Raw genomic sequence first — 17,114 nt, forward strand, 5'->3', positions numbered from 1 at the left:
CCCCTCCCCCGCCTGTTCGGCCGCGGCGCGCTGGCGCTGGTGCTGGCCGCCTACACCATCTACACCCTCGGCCCGTTCCTGTGGCTCGCCACCATGTCGGTGCGCACCACCGCCGAGATCAGCGCCGACCATTATGCCTGGCCGCGGCCGTTCCACTGGGAGCAGTTCCGCAGCGCCTGGGTGGATTCCGATTTCGCCACCTATTTCTGGAACTCCGCCATGGTGGTGGTGGGCGCGGTGGCGGTGGTGACCTTCGTCGGCGCGGCGGCGGCCCATGCGCTGGCCCGCTACCGCTTCCGCGGCAACCGGCTGATCTATTCCATCCTGTTCTCGTCCATCATCTTCCCGCCGCAGATCACCTTGATCTCGCTGTACCAGATCCTGGTGGACTATAATCTCTACAACAGCCTGTTCGGGCTTTCGCTGGTCTATGTCTCGCTCCAGCTGCCGCTCACCGTGTATCTGCTGGAAGGCTTCTTCGCCCGCATCCCGCAGGACCTGTTCGACGCGGCCAAGATGGACGGCTACGGCGACCTCGAGATCTTCTGGCGCATCGTGCTGCCCGTGGGCATGCCGGCCATCGCCACCACGCTGATCCTGAACTTCATCCAGCTGTGGAACGAGTTCCTGTTCGCCGTGGTGCTCATCACCGATCCCGAGAAGCGCACCCTGCCCATCGGCATCCGCGCCTTCATGGGCGACCATTTCCAGGACATCGGCATGATCGCCACCGGGGTGATGATCTCGGTGATCCCGGTCATCGTCGCCTACGTCTTCTTCTCCGAAAAGCTGATCCGCGGCATGACCGCCGGCGCGATCAAGTGAGGCTGCCATGGCGGTGGTGAAACTCGACAGGATCGTCAAGCGCTACGGCGGCGCCGGGCCGGTGGTGGTGGAGGATGTGGACCTCACCGTCGCCGACGGCGAGTTCATGGTGCTGCTCGGCCCCTCCGGCTGCGGCAAGTCCACCACCCTGCGCATGATCGCGGGGCTGGAGACCATCTCCGGCGGCACCCTCTCCATCAACGGGCGGGTGGTGAATGACGTGCCGGCCAAGGACCGCGACATCGCCATGGTGTTCCAGTCCTACGCCCTGTATCCGCACATGAGCGTGAAGGACAACCTCGCCTTCGGCCTGCGCCGCCGCGCCATCCCGGCCGCCGAGATCGAGCGGCGGGTGATGCAGGTGGCGGACATCCTGGGCCTCGCGCCCCTGCTCGCGCGCCGGCCGGCAGCCCTGTCCGGCGGCCAGCGGCAGCGGGTGGCTCTGGGGCGCGCCATGGTGCGCGAGCCGCAGGTGTTCCTGTTCGACGAGCCGCTGTCGAACCTCGATGCGGCGCTGCGCGTCAACACCCGCAGCGAGATCATCAAGCAGCACAATCGCCTCGGCTCCACCATGATCTACGTGACCCACGACCAGGTGGAGGCCATGACCATGGGCACCCGCATCTGCGTGATGAATGCCGGCCGCGTGGCCCAGATCGGCGCGCCGCTGGAGGTCTACTGGCAGCCCGCCAACACCTTCGTCGCCCGCTTCCTCGGCTCGCCGCCCATGAACCTGGTGGAGGCCACGCTGGCGCCCGGCGCGCCGCGAGCGGAAGCCTCCGGCGTGAGCGCAACCCTCAGCCGCTGGACGCCATCCGCGCTGGCGGCCCACGCGGGGGGAAAGGTGACGCTGGGCGTGCGCGCGGAAGACCTGAGCATCGAACGGCCCGACGGAGGCGACGCGGTGGGCGTCCTGCGTGGGCACGCCATTGCGGTGGAGCCGCTGGGCGCGGAAACCCTGCTTCTGGTGGCGCTCGACGACGGCACCGAGATCACCGCCCGGCTTCCGCGCCATGTCACCGCCGTGCCGGACGAGACGGTGGAGCTGTTCTTCCGCCCGGAAGCGGCCTACCTGTTCGATGCCGCCACCGGCGAGGCGATCGCACCGCAGGAGAACGTAACAACAGCGGTACGCGCCGCCGCCCAGCGGAGGACCCATTGATGAGCCACCCCCTCAAGGTGGGCCTGATCGGGGCCGGCTGGGTGACGCAGCACCATCTGAAGGGCTGGCAGGCACTGGGCGACGCCGCCAAGGTGGTGGCCATCGCCGATCCCTCCCGCGAGCGGGCGGCGGAGCGGGCCGCCGCATTCGGCATTCCCGCCGTCTTCGACAGCGCCGAGGCCATGCTGGCAGCGGGCGGCCTCGATGCGGTGGACATCGCCGCGCCCCGCGCCGCCCATGTGGAACTGGCGCGTCGCGCCGCCGGCCACGGCCTGCCCATATTGTGCCAGAAGCCGCTGGCGCCGAGCCTTGCGGAGGCCGAGCAACTGGTGGCCGAAATCGACGGGCGGGTGCGCCTGATGGTGCACGAAAACTGGCGCTTCCGCGCCTATTACCGGCAGGCTGCCGAGTGGCTGCGCGCCGGCCGCATCGGCGCGGTGAAGGCCGCAGCGCTGACCCTCGTCACCTCCGGCACCGTGCCCGATGCGCAAGGCCGCCTGCCCGCCCTGGAGCGCCAGCCCTTCATGGCGGGGGAGGCGCGCATGCTGGTGGCGGAAGTGCTGATCCATCACCTCGACACCCTGCGCATGCTGCTCGGCCCGCTGAAGGTGGAGGCCGCCGCCCTCAGCCGCACCTGCCCGGCCCTGCGCGGCGAGGACGGCGCGGTGATCCAGCTCTCCACCGCCTCGGGGGCGGGGGTGAGCGTGTTCGCCAGCTTCGCCGCCCATGGCGCTCCGGCCCAGCAGCAGGACCAGCTGACGGTGCTCGGCGAGACCGGGACGATCCGCCTGTCAGGGGCCGAGCTTTCGCTTTCGGGTGCGACCACGCAGCACATCACCTACGATCCGGAAGCGACCTATCTCGGCTCCTACGCCGCCACCATCGCCCATTTCGTCCATTGCCTCGCCACCGGCGCCCCGTTCGAGACCGCGCCGGAGGACAATCTTCAGACCCTGCGGCTGGTGGAGGACTGCTACCGGCTCTCCACCTTCAAGACCTGCGACAGGAGCGCAGCATGACAGAAGCGTCGCTTCCCGCCTCGCGGGCCGACGAACAGGCGGAGATCCTGCGCCGCGTGGAAGAGGACATCATCTTCGGCCGCCTCGCCCCCGGCTCGCGCCTGGTGGAAGACACGCTGATGGCGCGCTACGGCGCCTCCCGCCACTATATCCGGCAGGCGCTGGTGCAGCTGGAGCGCACCGGCATCGTCAACCGCGAGAAGAATGTGGGCGCCACTGTGCGCTCCTACTCGCCGGACGAGGTGCGCCAGATCTACGAGGTGCGCGAGATGCTGACCCGGCAGGCGGCGCTGAAGATTCCGCTGCCCGCCCCGCCGGAGCTGGTGGCGCAGCTCAAGGCCATCCAGGCCGACTATGCCCGGCACGCGGAGGCCGGCAACCTGCGCGGCATCCACGAGACCAACGACGCCTTCCACATCGTCCTGTTCTCGGGCTGCGCCAATCCCTATCTCGTGCGCACCCTGCAGGACTATATGGGGCTGACGCTGCCCATGCGCGCGAAGAATCTGGCGGACCGCGACGGGCTCGCTTTGTCGCGGCGCCAGCACGACATCATGATCGAGCTGCTGCAGGGCACGGACAGCTGGGCGCTGGCGCAGCTCTGCGTGGACCATATGCAATACAGCAAGGCGGACTATCTGGCGCGCGCCGAACGGGGCGTGCCGGTGACACCCATCGGCCTCGCCGACTGAGCCTCGACAGGCGCGGCGAGAGGACAAGGGGACAAGGCATGGATCTCGGCTTGAAGGGAAAGACCGCCCTGGTTCTGGGCGCAGGCGGCGGGCTCGGCAGCGCCATCGCCGCCACGCTGGCACGGGAAGGCGCCCGGGTGGCGCTGGGCGACATCGACGAGGCGGCCCTCGCACGGGTGGCATCCGCCATCACGCAGGACGGCGGCGAGGCGCTGGCGCTGCCCTTCAACCTTTCCGACATCGCCGGCATCGATGCCCGCGTGGCGCAGGTGGAGGCGGCCTTCGGCCCCGTGGACGTGCTGGTGAACAACACCGGCGGCCCGCCCCCCACCCCCGCCGCGGGGCAGGACCCGGAGCTTTGGAGCAAGAGCTTCGGGCAGATGGTGCTCTCCGTCATCACCCTCACCGACCGGGTGCTGCCGCAGATGCGCGCCCGCAAATGGGGCCGCATCATCACCTCCACCTCCTCCGGCGTGGTAGCGCCCATCGCCAATCTCGGCATTTCCAACGCGCTGCGCCTGTCGCTGGTGGGCTGGTCCAAGACATTGGCCCGCGAGATCGCCCGCGACGAGGTGACGGCCAACATCATCCTGCCCGGACGCATCGCCACCGACCGCATCAAGTTCCTCGACGCCAAGAAGGCCGAGCGCGAGGGGCGCACGGTGGAGGAGGTTTCCGCCGAGAGCACCTCTTCCATCCCCGTGGGCCGCTACGGCGATCCGCAGGAATACGCCAACGTGGTCGCCTTCCTGGCGGGAACGCCGTCGTCCTATGTCACCGGTTCCGTCATCCGCGTGGATGGCGGCCTCATCGCCAGCATCTGAGGGATCCCCATGCGTCTCGACGCCACCGCCGCGGGCCTCTTCCCCATCGCCCCCACCCCGTTCACACCGGACGGCCGGATCGACGAGGCCTCCATCGACACCCTCATCGCCCGCTATCTTGCCGCCGGCGCCACCGGCATCACGGTGCTCGGCATCATGGGTGAGGCGCCGAAGCTGGAGCCGGAGGAATCGCTCCACCTCACCACCCGCTTCATCGCCGGCATGGGCGACCTGCCGGTCATCGTCGGCGTCTCCGCTCCGGGCCTTGCCGCCATGCGCTGGCTGGCGCGCGCGGCCATGGACCGGGGCGCCGCCGGCGTCATGATCGCCCCGCCGCCGAGCCTGCGCACCGACGACCAGATCATCGGCTACTACCGGCAGGCGGTGGAGGCCATCGGCACCGACATCCCGTTCGTCATCCAAGATTATCCCCTCACCCTCACGGTGCAGATGACGCCGAAGGTGATCCGGCAGATCGTGCAGGACCATTCCTCCTGCGTCATGCTGAAGCACGAGGACTGGCCGGGGCTGGAGAAGATCTCCACCCTGCGCGGCTTCCAGACCGACGGCTCCATGCGGCCCATCTCCATCCTCACCGGCAATGGCGGCCTGTTCCTCGACTTCGAGATGGAGCGCGGCGCCGACGGGGCCATGACCGGCTACGCCTTCCCCGAGATGCTGGCCGACGTGGTGCGCCTCTCCAGGGCCGGGCGGCGGGACGAGGCCCACGATTTGTTTGATGCCCACCTGCCCCTGCTGCGCTACGAGCAGCAGCAGGGGGTTGGCCTTGCGGTGCGCAAATATGTGCTGATGCGGCGCGGCTTCATCGCCAGCGATGCCCAGCGCAAGCCGGGCTCGGCGCTGTCCGCCACGGCGCGGGCCGAGGTGGACTATCTCCTCGCCCGCCTCGCCGCCCGCGACACACGGGCGCTGGCGGCCGAATAAGCCCGCCGGTCTGGTCACGGGGGCGGTCCGCACCGGGCCGGATGCCCCCGTGGCGACCCGGCGGCCGGGAACGCGGCGCCCGCTCGCCGCCGCGCACCATTGCCAACCGCAGCGCACGCGCTTTCACTAGGGGAGAGTCTCCCGGAGCCGCGCTGTGCTGAATCTCCTGTCCGTTCCCACGACGCCCCTCGAAACACCGCTGCTGCGCGCCATCAGGGGCATCCACGCCCGCTTCACGCCTCTCGACGAGGGCGAGGTCGCCTCCTACATCCCCGAGCTGGGCAAGGCCGACCCCGACCATTTCGGCATCGCCGTGGCCACCACCGACGGCCATGTCTACGAGGCTGGCGACACCGCGGTCCCGTTCACCATCCAGTCGGTCTCCAAGGCCATCGTCTACGCCCTCGCCCTGGACACCCTGGGATCGGAGACGGTGGAGGCGGCCATCGGCGTGGAGCCGAGCGGCGAGGCGTTCAATTCCATCCGCCTGAAGGCCGACAACCGCCCGTTCAACGCCATGGTGAATGCCGGCGCCATCTGTTGCAGCGGGCTGCTGGCCGAGACCGCAGGCGACGGGGCCTTCGAGCTGATCCGCACCACCCTCAGCCGCTTTGCCGGGCGCGAGCTGGAGGTGGACGATGCGGTGTTCCAGTCGGAGCGCCAGACCGGCGACCGCAACCGCGCAATTGCCTACCTGCTGCGCACCTATGGCGGCGTGCGCGGCGACGTGGACCACATCCTCGATACCTATTTCCGCCAATGCTCGGTGCTGGTTACCGCCCGCGACCTCGCCGTGATGGGGGCGAGCTTCGCCAATCACGGGGTCAATCCGGTGACAGGGGAGACGGTCGCCTCCACCTACGCCGTGGCGCGCACGCTGGCGGTGATGATCTCCTCCGGCATGTATGACTTTGCCGGCGAGTGGATCTATCGGGTGGGCGTGCCGGCCAAGAGCGGCGTGGGCGGCGGCATCCTCGCCGCCTTGCCGTCCCAGCTCGGCCTCGGCATCTTCTCGCCGCGGCTCGATGCCCACGGCAACAGCGTGCGCGGCCTGCGCACCTGCTCGGCCCTCTCCGACGCGTTCGACCTGCACATGCTGTCGCGGCGCGACGACGTGCGCACCTGCATCGCCGCCGACTATGATTTCCGCACCGTGCCGTCCAAGCCGGGGCGCCAGCCCCACGAGCAGAGCATCCTGGAATCGCGCTCCGGCTCCATCCGCGTGCTGGAGCTGGCCGGCAAGCTCTCCTTCGCCACCATGGACTACGTGACCCGCCGGCTCACCGATCCCGCCGGCGTGCCGGCCTTCCTCATCCTCAACCTGCACCGGGTGTCCACCATCACCGATGCGGGCCTGCGCCTGTTCACCGGCCTGATCCGGAACCAGCTTCCGGCCTCCACCACCACGGTGATCGCCGGGGTGGAGGGCAACTCACCGGTGGCGCCGCAGGTCAAGGCCATGAAGGAGGAAGGCGTGCGCGTGCGCATCTTCCCCACCTACGATGCCGCCGTGGACTGGGCCGAGGACCAGATCGTCTACCGCCACGGCGGCTTCTCGCAGATCGGCATCGAAGCCGACCTGTCCGGCCAGGCGCTGCTGGCCGGGCTTTCGCCGCAGGAACTCGCCGATTTTTCTCGCCTCGGCACAAGGGTGGTGTTCGACGCCGGCACGCGGATCATCGACGCCAGCGAGCCGCCGGCCAGGGTCTATTTCCTGGTGCGGGGCATGGTCAGCGCCCGGTCCCTGAAGGACGTGCGCCTGTCCACCATGATCCCGGGCATGGCTTTCGGCGAGCTGGCGCTGATCGACCAGCCGCGCAGCGCGGACGTGTGGGCCGACACGGAGGCCGTCTGCCTGGAGATTTCCGCCGAGCAGTTCCGCGCCTTCCAGGAGACCCACGCCCGCGCCGCCGACCGCATCATGCGCAACCTCGCCATCCTGCTGGCCGGCCGGGTGCGCATGGCCACCGCGCGCATCGACATGCTGACGGGGTAACCGGTGAACCTCAACGCACCCATCCGCTCCTTCGCCGTGCGGTCGGGGGCCGTGGCGCTGCTCTGCGTTTTCACCGCCTTTGGCCTCGACGCCTGGGGTCTGCGGGAGCGGCTGCGGGAGACGGTCCTCGACGCGATCCTGCGGGCGTCACCCCCGCTCGCCGCGGCGCCGCTCACCATCATCGACATCGACAGCGCGACCCTCGCCCGCCATGGCGCCTGGCCCTGGAGCCGTTCGCAGATGGCACGACTCGTGGAGAAGATCGCCGCCGCCGGGCCATCGACAATCGTCATCGACATGCTCTTCGCCGGACCAGACCGCCTGTCGCCGGCCGCCGTCGCCAGGGCGCTGGCCGAGGAGACCGGGCGGACCGACATCGCCGCCCTCGCCCCCACCCTGCCCGATGGCGACGCCGCGCTCGCTGCCGCGCTGGCGCTCCGGCCCGCCGCCCTCGGCGCGGTGCTGGAAAACGTCGCGACGCCGGATTTCGTGCCGGTGACACCACTCCTAGTGGAGGGGCCGGGCCGCCTCAGGAACCCGTGGCACGCCGCCGGAGCGGCCGGCCCGCCCGAGACCTTGCGCAACGTCGCGCAAGGTCTCGGGCTCGTGGCCATTGCGAGCGATACGGATGGCGTGGTGCGCCGCGTGCCGCTGATTGCCATCGCTGGTGAGGTGGTTCTGCCCGGTCTCGCGATCGAAGCGGTGCGGCTGCATGATGGCGCCTCCGCCCTGGTCGTCGCGGACGGGGCGCTTCTTGCGGGCATGCGTTCCGCTCCCCTTGGCACCGATGGCCGGCTGCGCCTGCGGGCCTCTGCGCCCGAAACATGGCTCGGACGCACCGTTCCGGCCTATCGCCTCCTCGACGGCATGCCCGCCCCGGGGGCGCTCGACGGACGGATCGCCCTTTTGGGATCGAGCGCCGTGGAGGTCGGCGCCCTGCGCCGGACCGCCGCCGCCGACGCCGCGCCGACGGTGCAGATCCAGGCCGATGCGGTGACGACGCTGTTCTCCGGCGCCATCCCCAACCGACCGGCCATCCTTGAGCCGGTCGAAAATGCGGGCGCCCTGGCGCTCGGCGTCCTGGCGCTGGCGGCGGTGCTGTTGACCGCGCCGCTGATCGCGTCGGCCTTGGGAGGCCTGCTTTTCCTGGCATGGGGCAGCGGCGCGGCGCTCCTGAACCATGGCGCGAACCTGATGCTGGACCCAGCCGGCCCGCCCCTGGTGGGCGCGGTGGCTCTGGGCGTCGGCCTCGTCGCCGGCTTCGCCGAGACCGAGCGGCGTGAGCGCCACCTGCGCCGCCGGTTCGAACAGCATCTCGCGCCGGCGGTGGTGGCGCGCATCGCCGCCACACCGGGCGCTCTCAAGCTGGGCGGCGAGGTTCGTGAGATCACCGCTCTGTTCACTGACGTGGAAGGCTTCACCGCCATGACCGAGCGCGCCGCGCCGGACGCGCTTGTGAGGGCGCTGGACCGCTATTTCGATACCTTGACGGAGATCGTGTTCGCCCACGGGGGCATGTGCGACAAGATCGTGGGCGATGCGGTGCACGCCTTCTTCAACATGCCCCTCGACCTCGACGATCACGCCGGCAAGGCCCTGGCCTGCGCCCGTGCCATCCGCGCCGCCTCCGAGCGGCTTCGCACGGAGCCGGAATTCGCCGCGCTGGGCTTCGGGCGCACGCGGATCGGCATGGAAACCGGACGTGCCATCGTCGGCGACGTGGGCGGCCGCCGCAAGCTCGACTACACGGCCCACGGCATGGCCATCAACACCGCCGCCCGCCTGGAGGTCGCCAACAAGGATCTCGGCACGTCCATCTGCGTTGGTCCCGGTACCGCCGCACGACTGCCCGCGGGCGCGGTGCGCCCGGTGGCCGCCATCGTCGTGCGGGGCGTGAGCGGCACGGTTCAGGTCTATGCGCCGGTGGAGGACCCGATCCCCGGATTGGAGCCCGTCCGGCCGAATTGAACCGATCCGACCGGTCGAATCCGTCTCCAATCCGCAGACGAGCGCATGCACGGCACCAGCGGCGCCTGCTCTGGGCGTGGCGATCCGGGGCCCGCGCCTGCTTGAGGCCCTATACCATCGGCCTCGATCTTCGACCGATGCCAAGTGGGTACGCTCAAGCGCCGCGCGGGCTTGGCCAATGGCCCATGAGTCAAGCTCACGGGCCATTGGCGTTAGCGCCTGCCCGACCGACCCGGGCCTATTCCACCAGCGCCAGCGCAGCGCGGATGCGCGCCTCGCTCCAGGCCCGCACCGGCGAGGGCGCGCCGCCGATCGCGGCCACGTCGGTCCCCTGCCCCGGACCGAGATCCACCGTCGCGTCGCCCGCCGACACCCGTACCCGCCCGCGCATGACGAAGACGCCGAAACGCTCCTGGCTCGGCCCGGCAAAGAAGCGCGTGCCGCGCACGGCGAGCCGGCCATAGGGCGTCTCCACCTCCACGTCGCGCCCGGGCGCACCATCTGGCCGGTCATAGAGCATGGCGCCGTTGCCGAGGGTAAAAACGCCCCCGCGATCAACCAGGAAACGGTCGATGCGCAATCGCGTGCGCCCGCCGAGCCGCACCTGGGTGGCGGCGCCGAGCCGCATGGCAAGGCGGGCCGTCTCGCCCGTCACCACCATATCGCCCACGAATACGGCATCGCCAGTCGCAAGGGGCAGCCTGGCACCGCCGCGCTCGGCACCGCCCTCCCCGGCCAACGCTTCCACGATGCCGGCGCGGTCCGCCGCCGCCCCCCGGCCACAGGCCAGGGCAAGGGCGGCAAGAGACAACAGCCCGCGCCGGGAGAACGGGCGCACCAGACGGCTCGCGCTCGAACCCAAGACCACCGCAGCCGCGTTCGGATCAGCCATATCCCCCTCCGCTCACGCCATCACCCGGCGGCGCGACCCGGCCCTACAGCGCCATCGCTCCCATGGAACGGTCCGAAACCCCGCGAAGACACTTTCCCATGCGGCACCGAAAGATCAAGCTGGGTCGCGGTACTGCGCAGGCCGGGATCCAAGCCCGCCCGCTGGCGGATGGTCGTCCTGGCCCGCGCGCCTGTTCAGGCGAGGCGGGCTCAGGGCTCACGCCACCTCGTCGCTCACCACCTTGAAGCTCGTGAGCGTCGCCGGCCCGAACGAGGTGACGATGGCGACATCCGTGGCATCGCGCCCGCGCGCCATGAGGATGCGGCCGATGCGCTGCGTGTTGTGCCGGGCGTCGAAGGTGTACCAGCGGTCGCCCAGATACACCTCGAACCAGGCGCTGAAATCCATGGGGTTCACATCGATGGGCACGCCGAAGTCGCCGAGATAGCCGGTGCAGTAGCGCGCCGGGATGTTCATGCAGCGGCACAGGGTGACGGCGAGGTGGGCGAAATCCCGGCACACGCCGCGCCGCTCGGTATAGGCGTCGAAGGCGGTCCGCAGCGGGCTCGCGTGGGCATAGTTGAAGGTGATGTGCCCGTGGACGAAATCGCAGATGGCCTGGACCAGGGGCCAGCCCTTGGGCACGTGGCCGAACATGGTCCAGGCGACGTTGCTCAGGCGGTCGGTCTCGCAATAGCGGCTGCCCAGCAGGAACAGCAGCACGTCCACCGGCAGATCCCCGAGCGGGTGCTGGATCGCATCCGGCGCCACCAGGTCGGGCTTGCCGCTGTCGCGGATCACGAAATCGGAATGGATCTTGAGCTGACCTGCCGGCGCCTCGATGACGTGGCAGAAATTGCCGAAGCTGTCGTGATAGGTGTTGGCCGGGATCGGGGGATCGAACAGCATCCGGTCCACGCTCTCAAGATCGTTCACCCGCGACGGGTGCACGCTGAGCGTCAGGATCATCGGAGTGGGCTTGGGGCACGTGTGGATAATCTCGTAGCCCGCGCGAATCTTCATGGGTGGGAACCTCATCGGGTTTGCGCGAGCGGAGCGCGCGGATGTCTGCTATGGCTCGCGGCAACTTGGTAAGCGGCAACTTCAAGAACGGCGCAGGCGACCTTGGTCGCCGCGCAGGCGTGAGGACTGATTTGGACCGGACGGCACCCCTGCTGGCGGGCGACGAGATGTCGCCTGTCACCATGCTCAATGCGGAAGGAGCCTCCGCGTTCCTCATTGTCGCGGATCATGCGGGCAATGCCTTTCCGCGTTCAATGGGCCGGCTCGGCATTTCCGAGGACGATCAAGCGCGTCACATCGCCTGGGATATCGGCATTGCGGGCGTGTGCCGCACATTGGCGGAACGACTCGACGCTACCCTCATACAGCAGAATTACTCGCGACTCATCATCGACTGCAATCGGCCCCCCGCCGCTCCCTCCTCCATCCCGCAGGAGAGCGAGGCGACGCCGATCCCCGGCAACTTCGGCCTCGGCGATGCCGCCAGGGCCGCCCGCGAGCGCGACCTGTTCCAGCCCTACCACGCTTGCATTGCCGCCGAGCTGGACCGCAGGGCGAAGGCGGGCCGACCGGCCGTGCTCGTCGCCATGCACAGCTTCACGCCGGTCTACCTCGGCGTGGCGCGTCCCTGGCAGGTGGGCGTGCTCTATAATCGCGACGCCCGGTTCGCCGGTGCCGTGCTTGCGGCGCTGCGGCAGGACAGCGGCCTCACCGTTGGCGACAATGAGCCATACAGTGTCGATGACACGACAGATTATACCATCCCCGTCCACGCAGAGCGACGCGGACTGCTCCATACGGGCATCGAGATCCGGCAGGACCTGATCACCGAACCCGCCGGGCAGGCGGAATGGGCGGCGCGCATGGCGCGCGCGCTGGCCGCAGCATTGGAAACCTGCCCTCCGGACCGGGCGCCCGTGCCCCTGGCCGGCTGAAGGCGGGCGACGGTCCATTTCTTGCTTTAAAAGCGGCGTCTGAACCTACGAGGCGGCGGGCCTGCGCCCCCGCCCTGCGCGACAGATGCCCCGGCGAAACCGCCGGGGCGAACTGCGACGGGCAGGAGCGGCCTCGACACATGGGCTCAAAACATACATTCGGACGCCGGCGGCACATGTGTGAGTGGGCGGACCTTGCCACCGACGACACCGATCTCGCCGCCGTCCTTGCCGAAGGCCACGGCCACCGTCTCTCGCCCTTCCATCTCCTGTCGGTGCCGGGCATGAGCGCCAGCGACCAGCGGGCGTGCTCGGAACTGTGGACCCGCGAGCGGCGCGTGACCGCGCAGGTCGAGCGCGACACCCTCGCCTTCACCTTTCCGCCCACGGAACGGCGCAAAATCCGCCTCGGCTACCTCTCCAACGATTTTCATGAGCACGCCACCGCCCATCTCCTGATCGAGGTGCTGGAGGCCCATGACCACGACGCGTTCGAGGTGAATGCCTATTCCTTCGGCGCCGACGACGGCCTGCCCATGCGCCAACGGCTGATGGCAGCCTGCGACCGCTTCGTGGATATCGCCCACATGGAGGACAATGCCGCGGCGCAGCTCATCTATGACGACGCGGTGGATATCCTCATCGACCTGAAGGGCTTCACCGCCCAGGCCCGCTCCGGCATCGCCCTGCTGCGGCCGGCTCCGGTGGTTGTCAATTACCTTGGCTATCCCGGCACCATGGGCGCGGGCATTTGCGACTATGTCATCACCGACCCGTTCCTGACGCCGCCGGCGAGCGCGGACTTCTATTCCGAATCGTTCGCCTACATGCCGAACACCTACCATCCCCACGGCCGGCGCACGCCGGTGGGCGACAAGCCCTCGCGGCGAGAGGCGGGACTGCCGGACGACGGCTTCGTCTTCTGCTGCTTCAACCAGCCCTACAAGATTTCCCCCCAGATCTTCGACATCTGGTGCCGGCTCCTCGCCTGCGTGCCCGACAGCGTGCTCTGGCTGCTCGACACCCCCCATGCCACGGGCAACCTGCGCAGCGAGGCCATCGCGCGGGGCATCGACGCCCGCCGCCTCGTCTTCGGCGCCAACCTGGGCCAGGCGGAGCACCTGCGGCGGCTCCAGCTCGCCGACCTGATGCTCGACACCTCGCCGTTCAACGCCCACACCACCGCCAGCGACGCCCTGTGGGCCGGCCTGCCCTTCGTGACCTGCCCCGGCGACACCTTTCCGTCCCGGGTTGCCGGCAGCATCCTTCACGCCATCGGCCTGCCGGACCTCGTGGCGGACAGCCCGGACGCCTATTTCGACCTCGCCTACGAGCTGGCGCTGGACGAAGAGCGCCTTGCCGATGTCCGCGCCCGCCTCGCGGCCAATCGGCTCACGGCGCCGCTGTTCGACGTGACGGCCTATACGGCGGACCTGGAAGGCCTTTATGGTGCCATGTCGGCCCGGCACCGGGCTCATCTGCCGCCCGCGACCATCGGCGCGCACGGATAGATCCCGTGCCGATGCGGTAAATCACGGCAGATGTGCTAAGAGGCCCACTTTCCGGTATGATGCCGGCAGCCCTCGAGCGAGCGGTCGCGTTGCGGCCGGGGATTCGCGGCAACCCTCAGATTGGAACCGTTTTGCAGGTACTCGTCAGAGACAACAATATCGAACAGGCCCTGAAAGTCCTGAAGAAGCGCATGCAGCGGGAAGGCATTTTCCGCGAGATGAAGCAGCGCAAGGCGTATGAGAAGCCTTCCGAGCGTCGCGTCCGCGAAGCAGCCGAAGCTGTGCGGCGCACCCGCAAGGCCGCGCGCAAGAAGGCCCAGCGGGAAGGCTTGATCGCCGCGCCGAAGCGGACCTTGAAGCCCCGGACTGGCGCCGGCGCCGCCCCCGCGCCGCGCTGATACGGTTGCCCTTCGGGCCGGATCGCGATCCGGCCCGCCACCGGCTGCTCCTCCCCCTTCCGAAAGCACCCGCCACGGCGCGCCCCCGTGCCGCGCTCTTCATGCTGCCCGCATGAGGGGTGGAGAAGAACGTCGCTTGAGCGACAACTGATCCTTGCCATGTCGACGCGCCGTGCGGGCCGGGTCATGCCGGCACCGACGCACCGCCACGCGTTCACGTTCTCGCGATTACGAACACCGAAAAGCCTATGTTTGCGGTAAGTTACGGGAGATTGCCCCGCAGCATCGCAGGTATTTTAGTGCGCCCCGCCCCATCAGAGGCGTCGCCACGCCTGATTCTCGCAACTGCGAGCATATTGCGAATATGTTCAAAATATGGCGGCTTTGGCCGCATTGCACGACAGTTTCTTGCTCAGTTTGAGCATGCTATGAATATTTTAGTCGAGACAAGAACAACAACAACCGAAACGAGGATGCCGACCCACTCTCGGTCCAGATAAAGACCTTTCGTTCAGGCAAGCCCGCGTCGGCCTGCCCCGAAGGACGTCTGCGACACGGCGCGACCCCGCAAGCACTAGTTTAGAAGAACACCCGACGCACCTGCACCTGTCAGGAGCGACATGCGGAGCGTGTCTTCTTCAAGAACCGAATGCTTCCGGAACACTACGTCGCCGAATTTCGCCTTCGGATCCGAAAGTATCGGCTGCACGAAGGAGGCCGAAATGCGGTATGCGCCATCTCCTGCCCAGTATTTCCGAGAGACTGCCGAGCCTTGCACTGTCGCGATCATAGGAGGTGGACCGGGGGGTCTATTCATGGCCCGGCACCTCACCGACAAACTCGGTGAAGCCTGCCGGATCAAGATCTTCGAAGCGAGCGAGCGCCTTGGTGGCAAGATCGTCACCGGCGAGTTCGCCGGCGTCGGGCCCTACGAGGCCGGCGTCGCCGAGATCTATGACTACTCCTCCCTCGGTCCCGACCCCCTCCGCCACCTGATCGAGACCGAACTCGGCCTTGAAATCCGGCACATCGCCGGCGGCTCCTGCATCCTCGACGGGCAGATCATCCACGACGTGGAGCATCTGGGAGAGGTATTTGGATCCGAGGCACGGGACCAGGTGGTCCGCTTCAAGCAGAAATGCGCGGAACTCTTGAGCGTGGAGGACTTCTACGCCAGCACCCGCAACGTGGACAACCACCACTCCTGGGCCCGCAAGTCGGGCGAGGAAACACTCTATGATGAGATCACCAATGATGCGGCCCGGCGTTACGTGCGCATCATGGCCCACAGCGATGTCGCCGCCCCGCCGCATCTCACCAACGGCCTGACCTTCCTCAAGAACGTCTTGATGGACGTGCCCGGATACATGGACGTCTTCTCCGTGGTCGGTGGCAACGAGCAGATCGTGGACGGATTGTGCGACCTGATCGACGCGGAGGTCCATCTCGGCGCCACGGTGAAGTCCGTGAAGCCGCTCTTCGACGGACGCTTCCAGCTGGATATCTGCACCCACGGCGCCATCGAGCATGAGGTAGTCGACTATGTCGCCGTTTGCCTGCCCCTGACCGCGCTGTCCATCATCGACTGGCGTTCGCCGCACCTCAAGGCGGCCATGGACCAGCACATCAACTACTTCGACCGGCCCGGCCACTACCTGCGTGCCACACTGCTGTTCGAGCGTCCGTTCTGGCGCGAGCAGATCTCCGGGGCCTGGTGGATGCTCGACGCGTTCGACGGATGCTGCGCCTATGACGAGGGCGCGCGCACCCCCATCGGACCGTGGGGGGCCCTCGGCTTCCTCATCGCCGGCAACGCCGCCCTGGGCCTTGCCAACATGACCGACGAGGACATCGAGCGCCTTTGCCTCGACGCCCTGCCGCCGGCCTTCGGGGATGCCCGCCGGCTTCTGGTCGATCGCAGGATCCATCGCTGGATGGCATCGGTGAACGCGATTCCCGGCGGCTATCCGGTGCGCAGCGCCTATGTGAACCACCGCCCGGCGGCCAAGCAGTATCCCGGCCTGCTGGTGGTGGGCGACTACATGTTCGACGCGACGCTCAACGGCGTCCTGGATTCGGCCGATGCCGCCTCCGATATCATCGTCAGCGAACTCATGGCGCGGCGGCACGCCCAGTTCGCACCCGCCGCCCTGCGCCGCGACTGGCCGGCCGAAACCAACGATAGCACCCGGAACAGGGCGCTCAACGGAAGCTATCTGGCCGAGATCATGGAAACCGCATGGGGCGTGCAGCCCGGCGCGCGGGTCCTGCATTTCGGCTCGGGCTCCGGCAAGCTGCTGTCGGACCTGCGGGCCCTCGGCTTCGATGCCGTGGGTGTCGAGCCCTGCCGCGCCGCCTGGGAAGGCACCCCGCACCGGCTGCGCGGGCACAACCTGCGCCTCTGTCCGCAGCGGCTGCCATTTCCCGACGGTTCGTTCGACGTGGTCATCGAGACCGGCCTGTGCCGCCTCGAACGCGACCAGCTCACGGACGTCGTCACCGAGATCCGGCGTGTCGCCTCCCGCGGCTTCATCCTCGGCTCGGTCACCAGCGACCTGCCGATCGAGGTTATCGAACGGTATGAGCTGCTCACCGGCATCAAGACGCTGACATCGCGGTGGGGCTGGTCGGACCTGCTCCTGTCGCTGGGCTTCCGCTTCGCCTTCGCCGATCCCGCCAAGCTGGACAGTGCCTGGCGCCTCTCGGTGGGAGCCGGTGTCGCGCCGAGCGAATGGTTCGAGGATGCCGAGAGTCTGCGCTACTGCACCTACGAAGCCAGGCAGGAAACCGCATCGAGGGATATCGCCACGGCCGCCGAGGTCGCGCGGATCATCGCCGAGCACCTTTATGACGACGATCGCGTCCCCGTCCGGCCCATGGCCGCCCGGGCCGCCTCGATGCCTTGAAGCCCGAACACGAAAGGG

The 17,114-nt window shown here is 68.5% G+C and carries 14 protein-coding genes; 12 read left to right on the top strand and 2 right to left on the bottom strand.

Features of this window, described 5'->3' with window-relative positions:
* The 8 genes from K9U41_RS07675 to K9U41_RS07710 form a co-directional block, all read left to right on the top strand.
* A partial coding sequence (locus tag K9U41_RS07675) for a carbohydrate ABC transporter permease (RefSeq protein ID WP_432715750.1) occupies nt 1-825 on the top strand: 825 nt, incomplete at its 5' end.
* A gap of 7 nt (nt 826-832) precedes the next feature.
* Entirely contained in the window at nt 833-1,987 is a 1,155-nt protein-coding gene (locus K9U41_RS07680; RefSeq protein WP_282640259.1) for an ABC transporter ATP-binding protein, read from the top strand.
* Nucleotides 1,987-3,006 (top strand): Gfo/Idh/MocA family protein, encoded by a 1,020-nt coding sequence (locus K9U41_RS07685; protein WP_282640260.1) that lies wholly within the window; start codon nt 1,987-1,989, stop codon nt 3,004-3,006. Before K9U41_RS07680 ends, K9U41_RS07685 begins: the two co-directional genes overlap by 1 nt.
* Complete coding sequence (locus K9U41_RS07690; protein ID WP_282640261.1) at nt 3,003-3,698, top strand: GntR family transcriptional regulator; 696 nt, start codon at nt 3,003-3,005, stop codon at nt 3,696-3,698. Before K9U41_RS07685 ends, K9U41_RS07690 begins: the two co-directional genes overlap by 4 nt.
* Before the next feature lie 38 nt (nt 3,699-3,736).
* Nucleotides 3,737-4,522: an SDR family oxidoreductase gene (locus K9U41_RS07695; protein ID WP_282640262.1), complete on the top strand. Its 786-nt coding sequence runs from the start codon at nt 3,737-3,739 to the stop codon at nt 4,520-4,522.
* A gap of 9 nt (nt 4,523-4,531) precedes the next feature.
* Nucleotides 4,532-5,467 carry a dihydrodipicolinate synthase family protein gene (locus K9U41_RS07700; RefSeq protein WP_282640263.1) on the top strand — a complete coding sequence of 312 codons (936 nt, stop codon included), beginning with the start codon at nt 4,532-4,534 and terminating at the stop codon, nt 5,465-5,467.
* Nucleotides 5,468-5,621: 154 nt separating this feature from the next.
* Nucleotides 5,622-7,463, top strand: coding sequence for a glutaminase A (gene glsA / locus K9U41_RS07705; protein ID WP_282640264.1), 1,842 nt, complete (start codon nt 5,622-5,624; stop codon nt 7,461-7,463).
* A gap of 3 nt (nt 7,464-7,466) precedes the next feature.
* Nucleotides 7,467-9,431 carry a CHASE2 domain-containing protein gene (locus tag K9U41_RS07710; protein ID WP_282640265.1) on the top strand — a complete coding sequence of 655 codons (1,965 nt, stop codon included), beginning with the start codon at nt 7,467-7,469 and terminating at the stop codon, nt 9,429-9,431.
* 238 nt (nt 9,432-9,669) lie between these two features.
* On the opposite strand, the gene K9U41_RS07715 is transcribed toward K9U41_RS07710, so the two are convergent.
* Together K9U41_RS07715 and K9U41_RS07720 are read right to left on the bottom strand one after the other, a co-directional pair.
* Nucleotides 9,670-10,323, bottom strand: coding sequence for a FecR family protein (locus K9U41_RS07715; RefSeq protein ID WP_282640266.1), 654 nt, complete (start codon nt 10,321-10,323; stop codon nt 9,670-9,672).
* Nucleotides 10,324-10,539: 216 nt separating this feature from the next.
* Entirely contained in the window at nt 10,540-11,346 is an 807-nt protein-coding gene (locus tag K9U41_RS07720; protein ID WP_282640267.1) for a transglutaminase-like domain-containing protein, read from the bottom strand.
* 167 nt (nt 11,347-11,513) lie between these two features.
* Here K9U41_RS07720 and K9U41_RS07725 point away from each other — a divergent pair, with 167 nt between their 5' ends.
* The 4 genes from K9U41_RS07725 (at nt 11,514) to K9U41_RS07740 (ending at nt 17,096) form a co-directional block, all read left to right on the top strand.
* Nucleotides 11,514-12,281: an N-formylglutamate amidohydrolase gene (locus K9U41_RS07725; protein ID WP_282640286.1), complete on the top strand. Its 768-nt coding sequence runs from the start codon at nt 11,514-11,516 to the stop codon at nt 12,279-12,281.
* Between the two features lie 176 nt (nt 12,282-12,457).
* Nucleotides 12,458-13,792, top strand: a complete 1,335-nt coding sequence (locus tag K9U41_RS07730) for a UDP-N-acetylglucosamine-peptide N-acetylglucosaminyltransferase (RefSeq protein WP_282640268.1) — start codon at nt 12,458-12,460, stop codon at nt 13,790-13,792.
* A gap of 131 nt (nt 13,793-13,923) precedes the next feature.
* Complete coding sequence (gene rpsU / locus K9U41_RS07735; RefSeq protein WP_138399659.1) at nt 13,924-14,190, top strand: 30S ribosomal protein S21; 267 nt, start codon at nt 13,924-13,926, stop codon at nt 14,188-14,190.
* 722 nt (nt 14,191-14,912) lie between these two features.
* Entirely contained in the window at nt 14,913-17,096 is a 2,184-nt protein-coding gene (locus K9U41_RS07740) for an FAD-dependent oxidoreductase (RefSeq protein WP_282640269.1), read from the top strand.
* The last annotated feature ends 18 nt before the right edge of the window (nt 17,097-17,114 follow it).

Source organism: Xanthobacter autotrophicus (assembly GCF_029991245.1).
Lineage (GTDB): Bacteria > Pseudomonadota > Alphaproteobacteria > Rhizobiales > Xanthobacteraceae > Xanthobacter > Xanthobacter autotrophicus_C.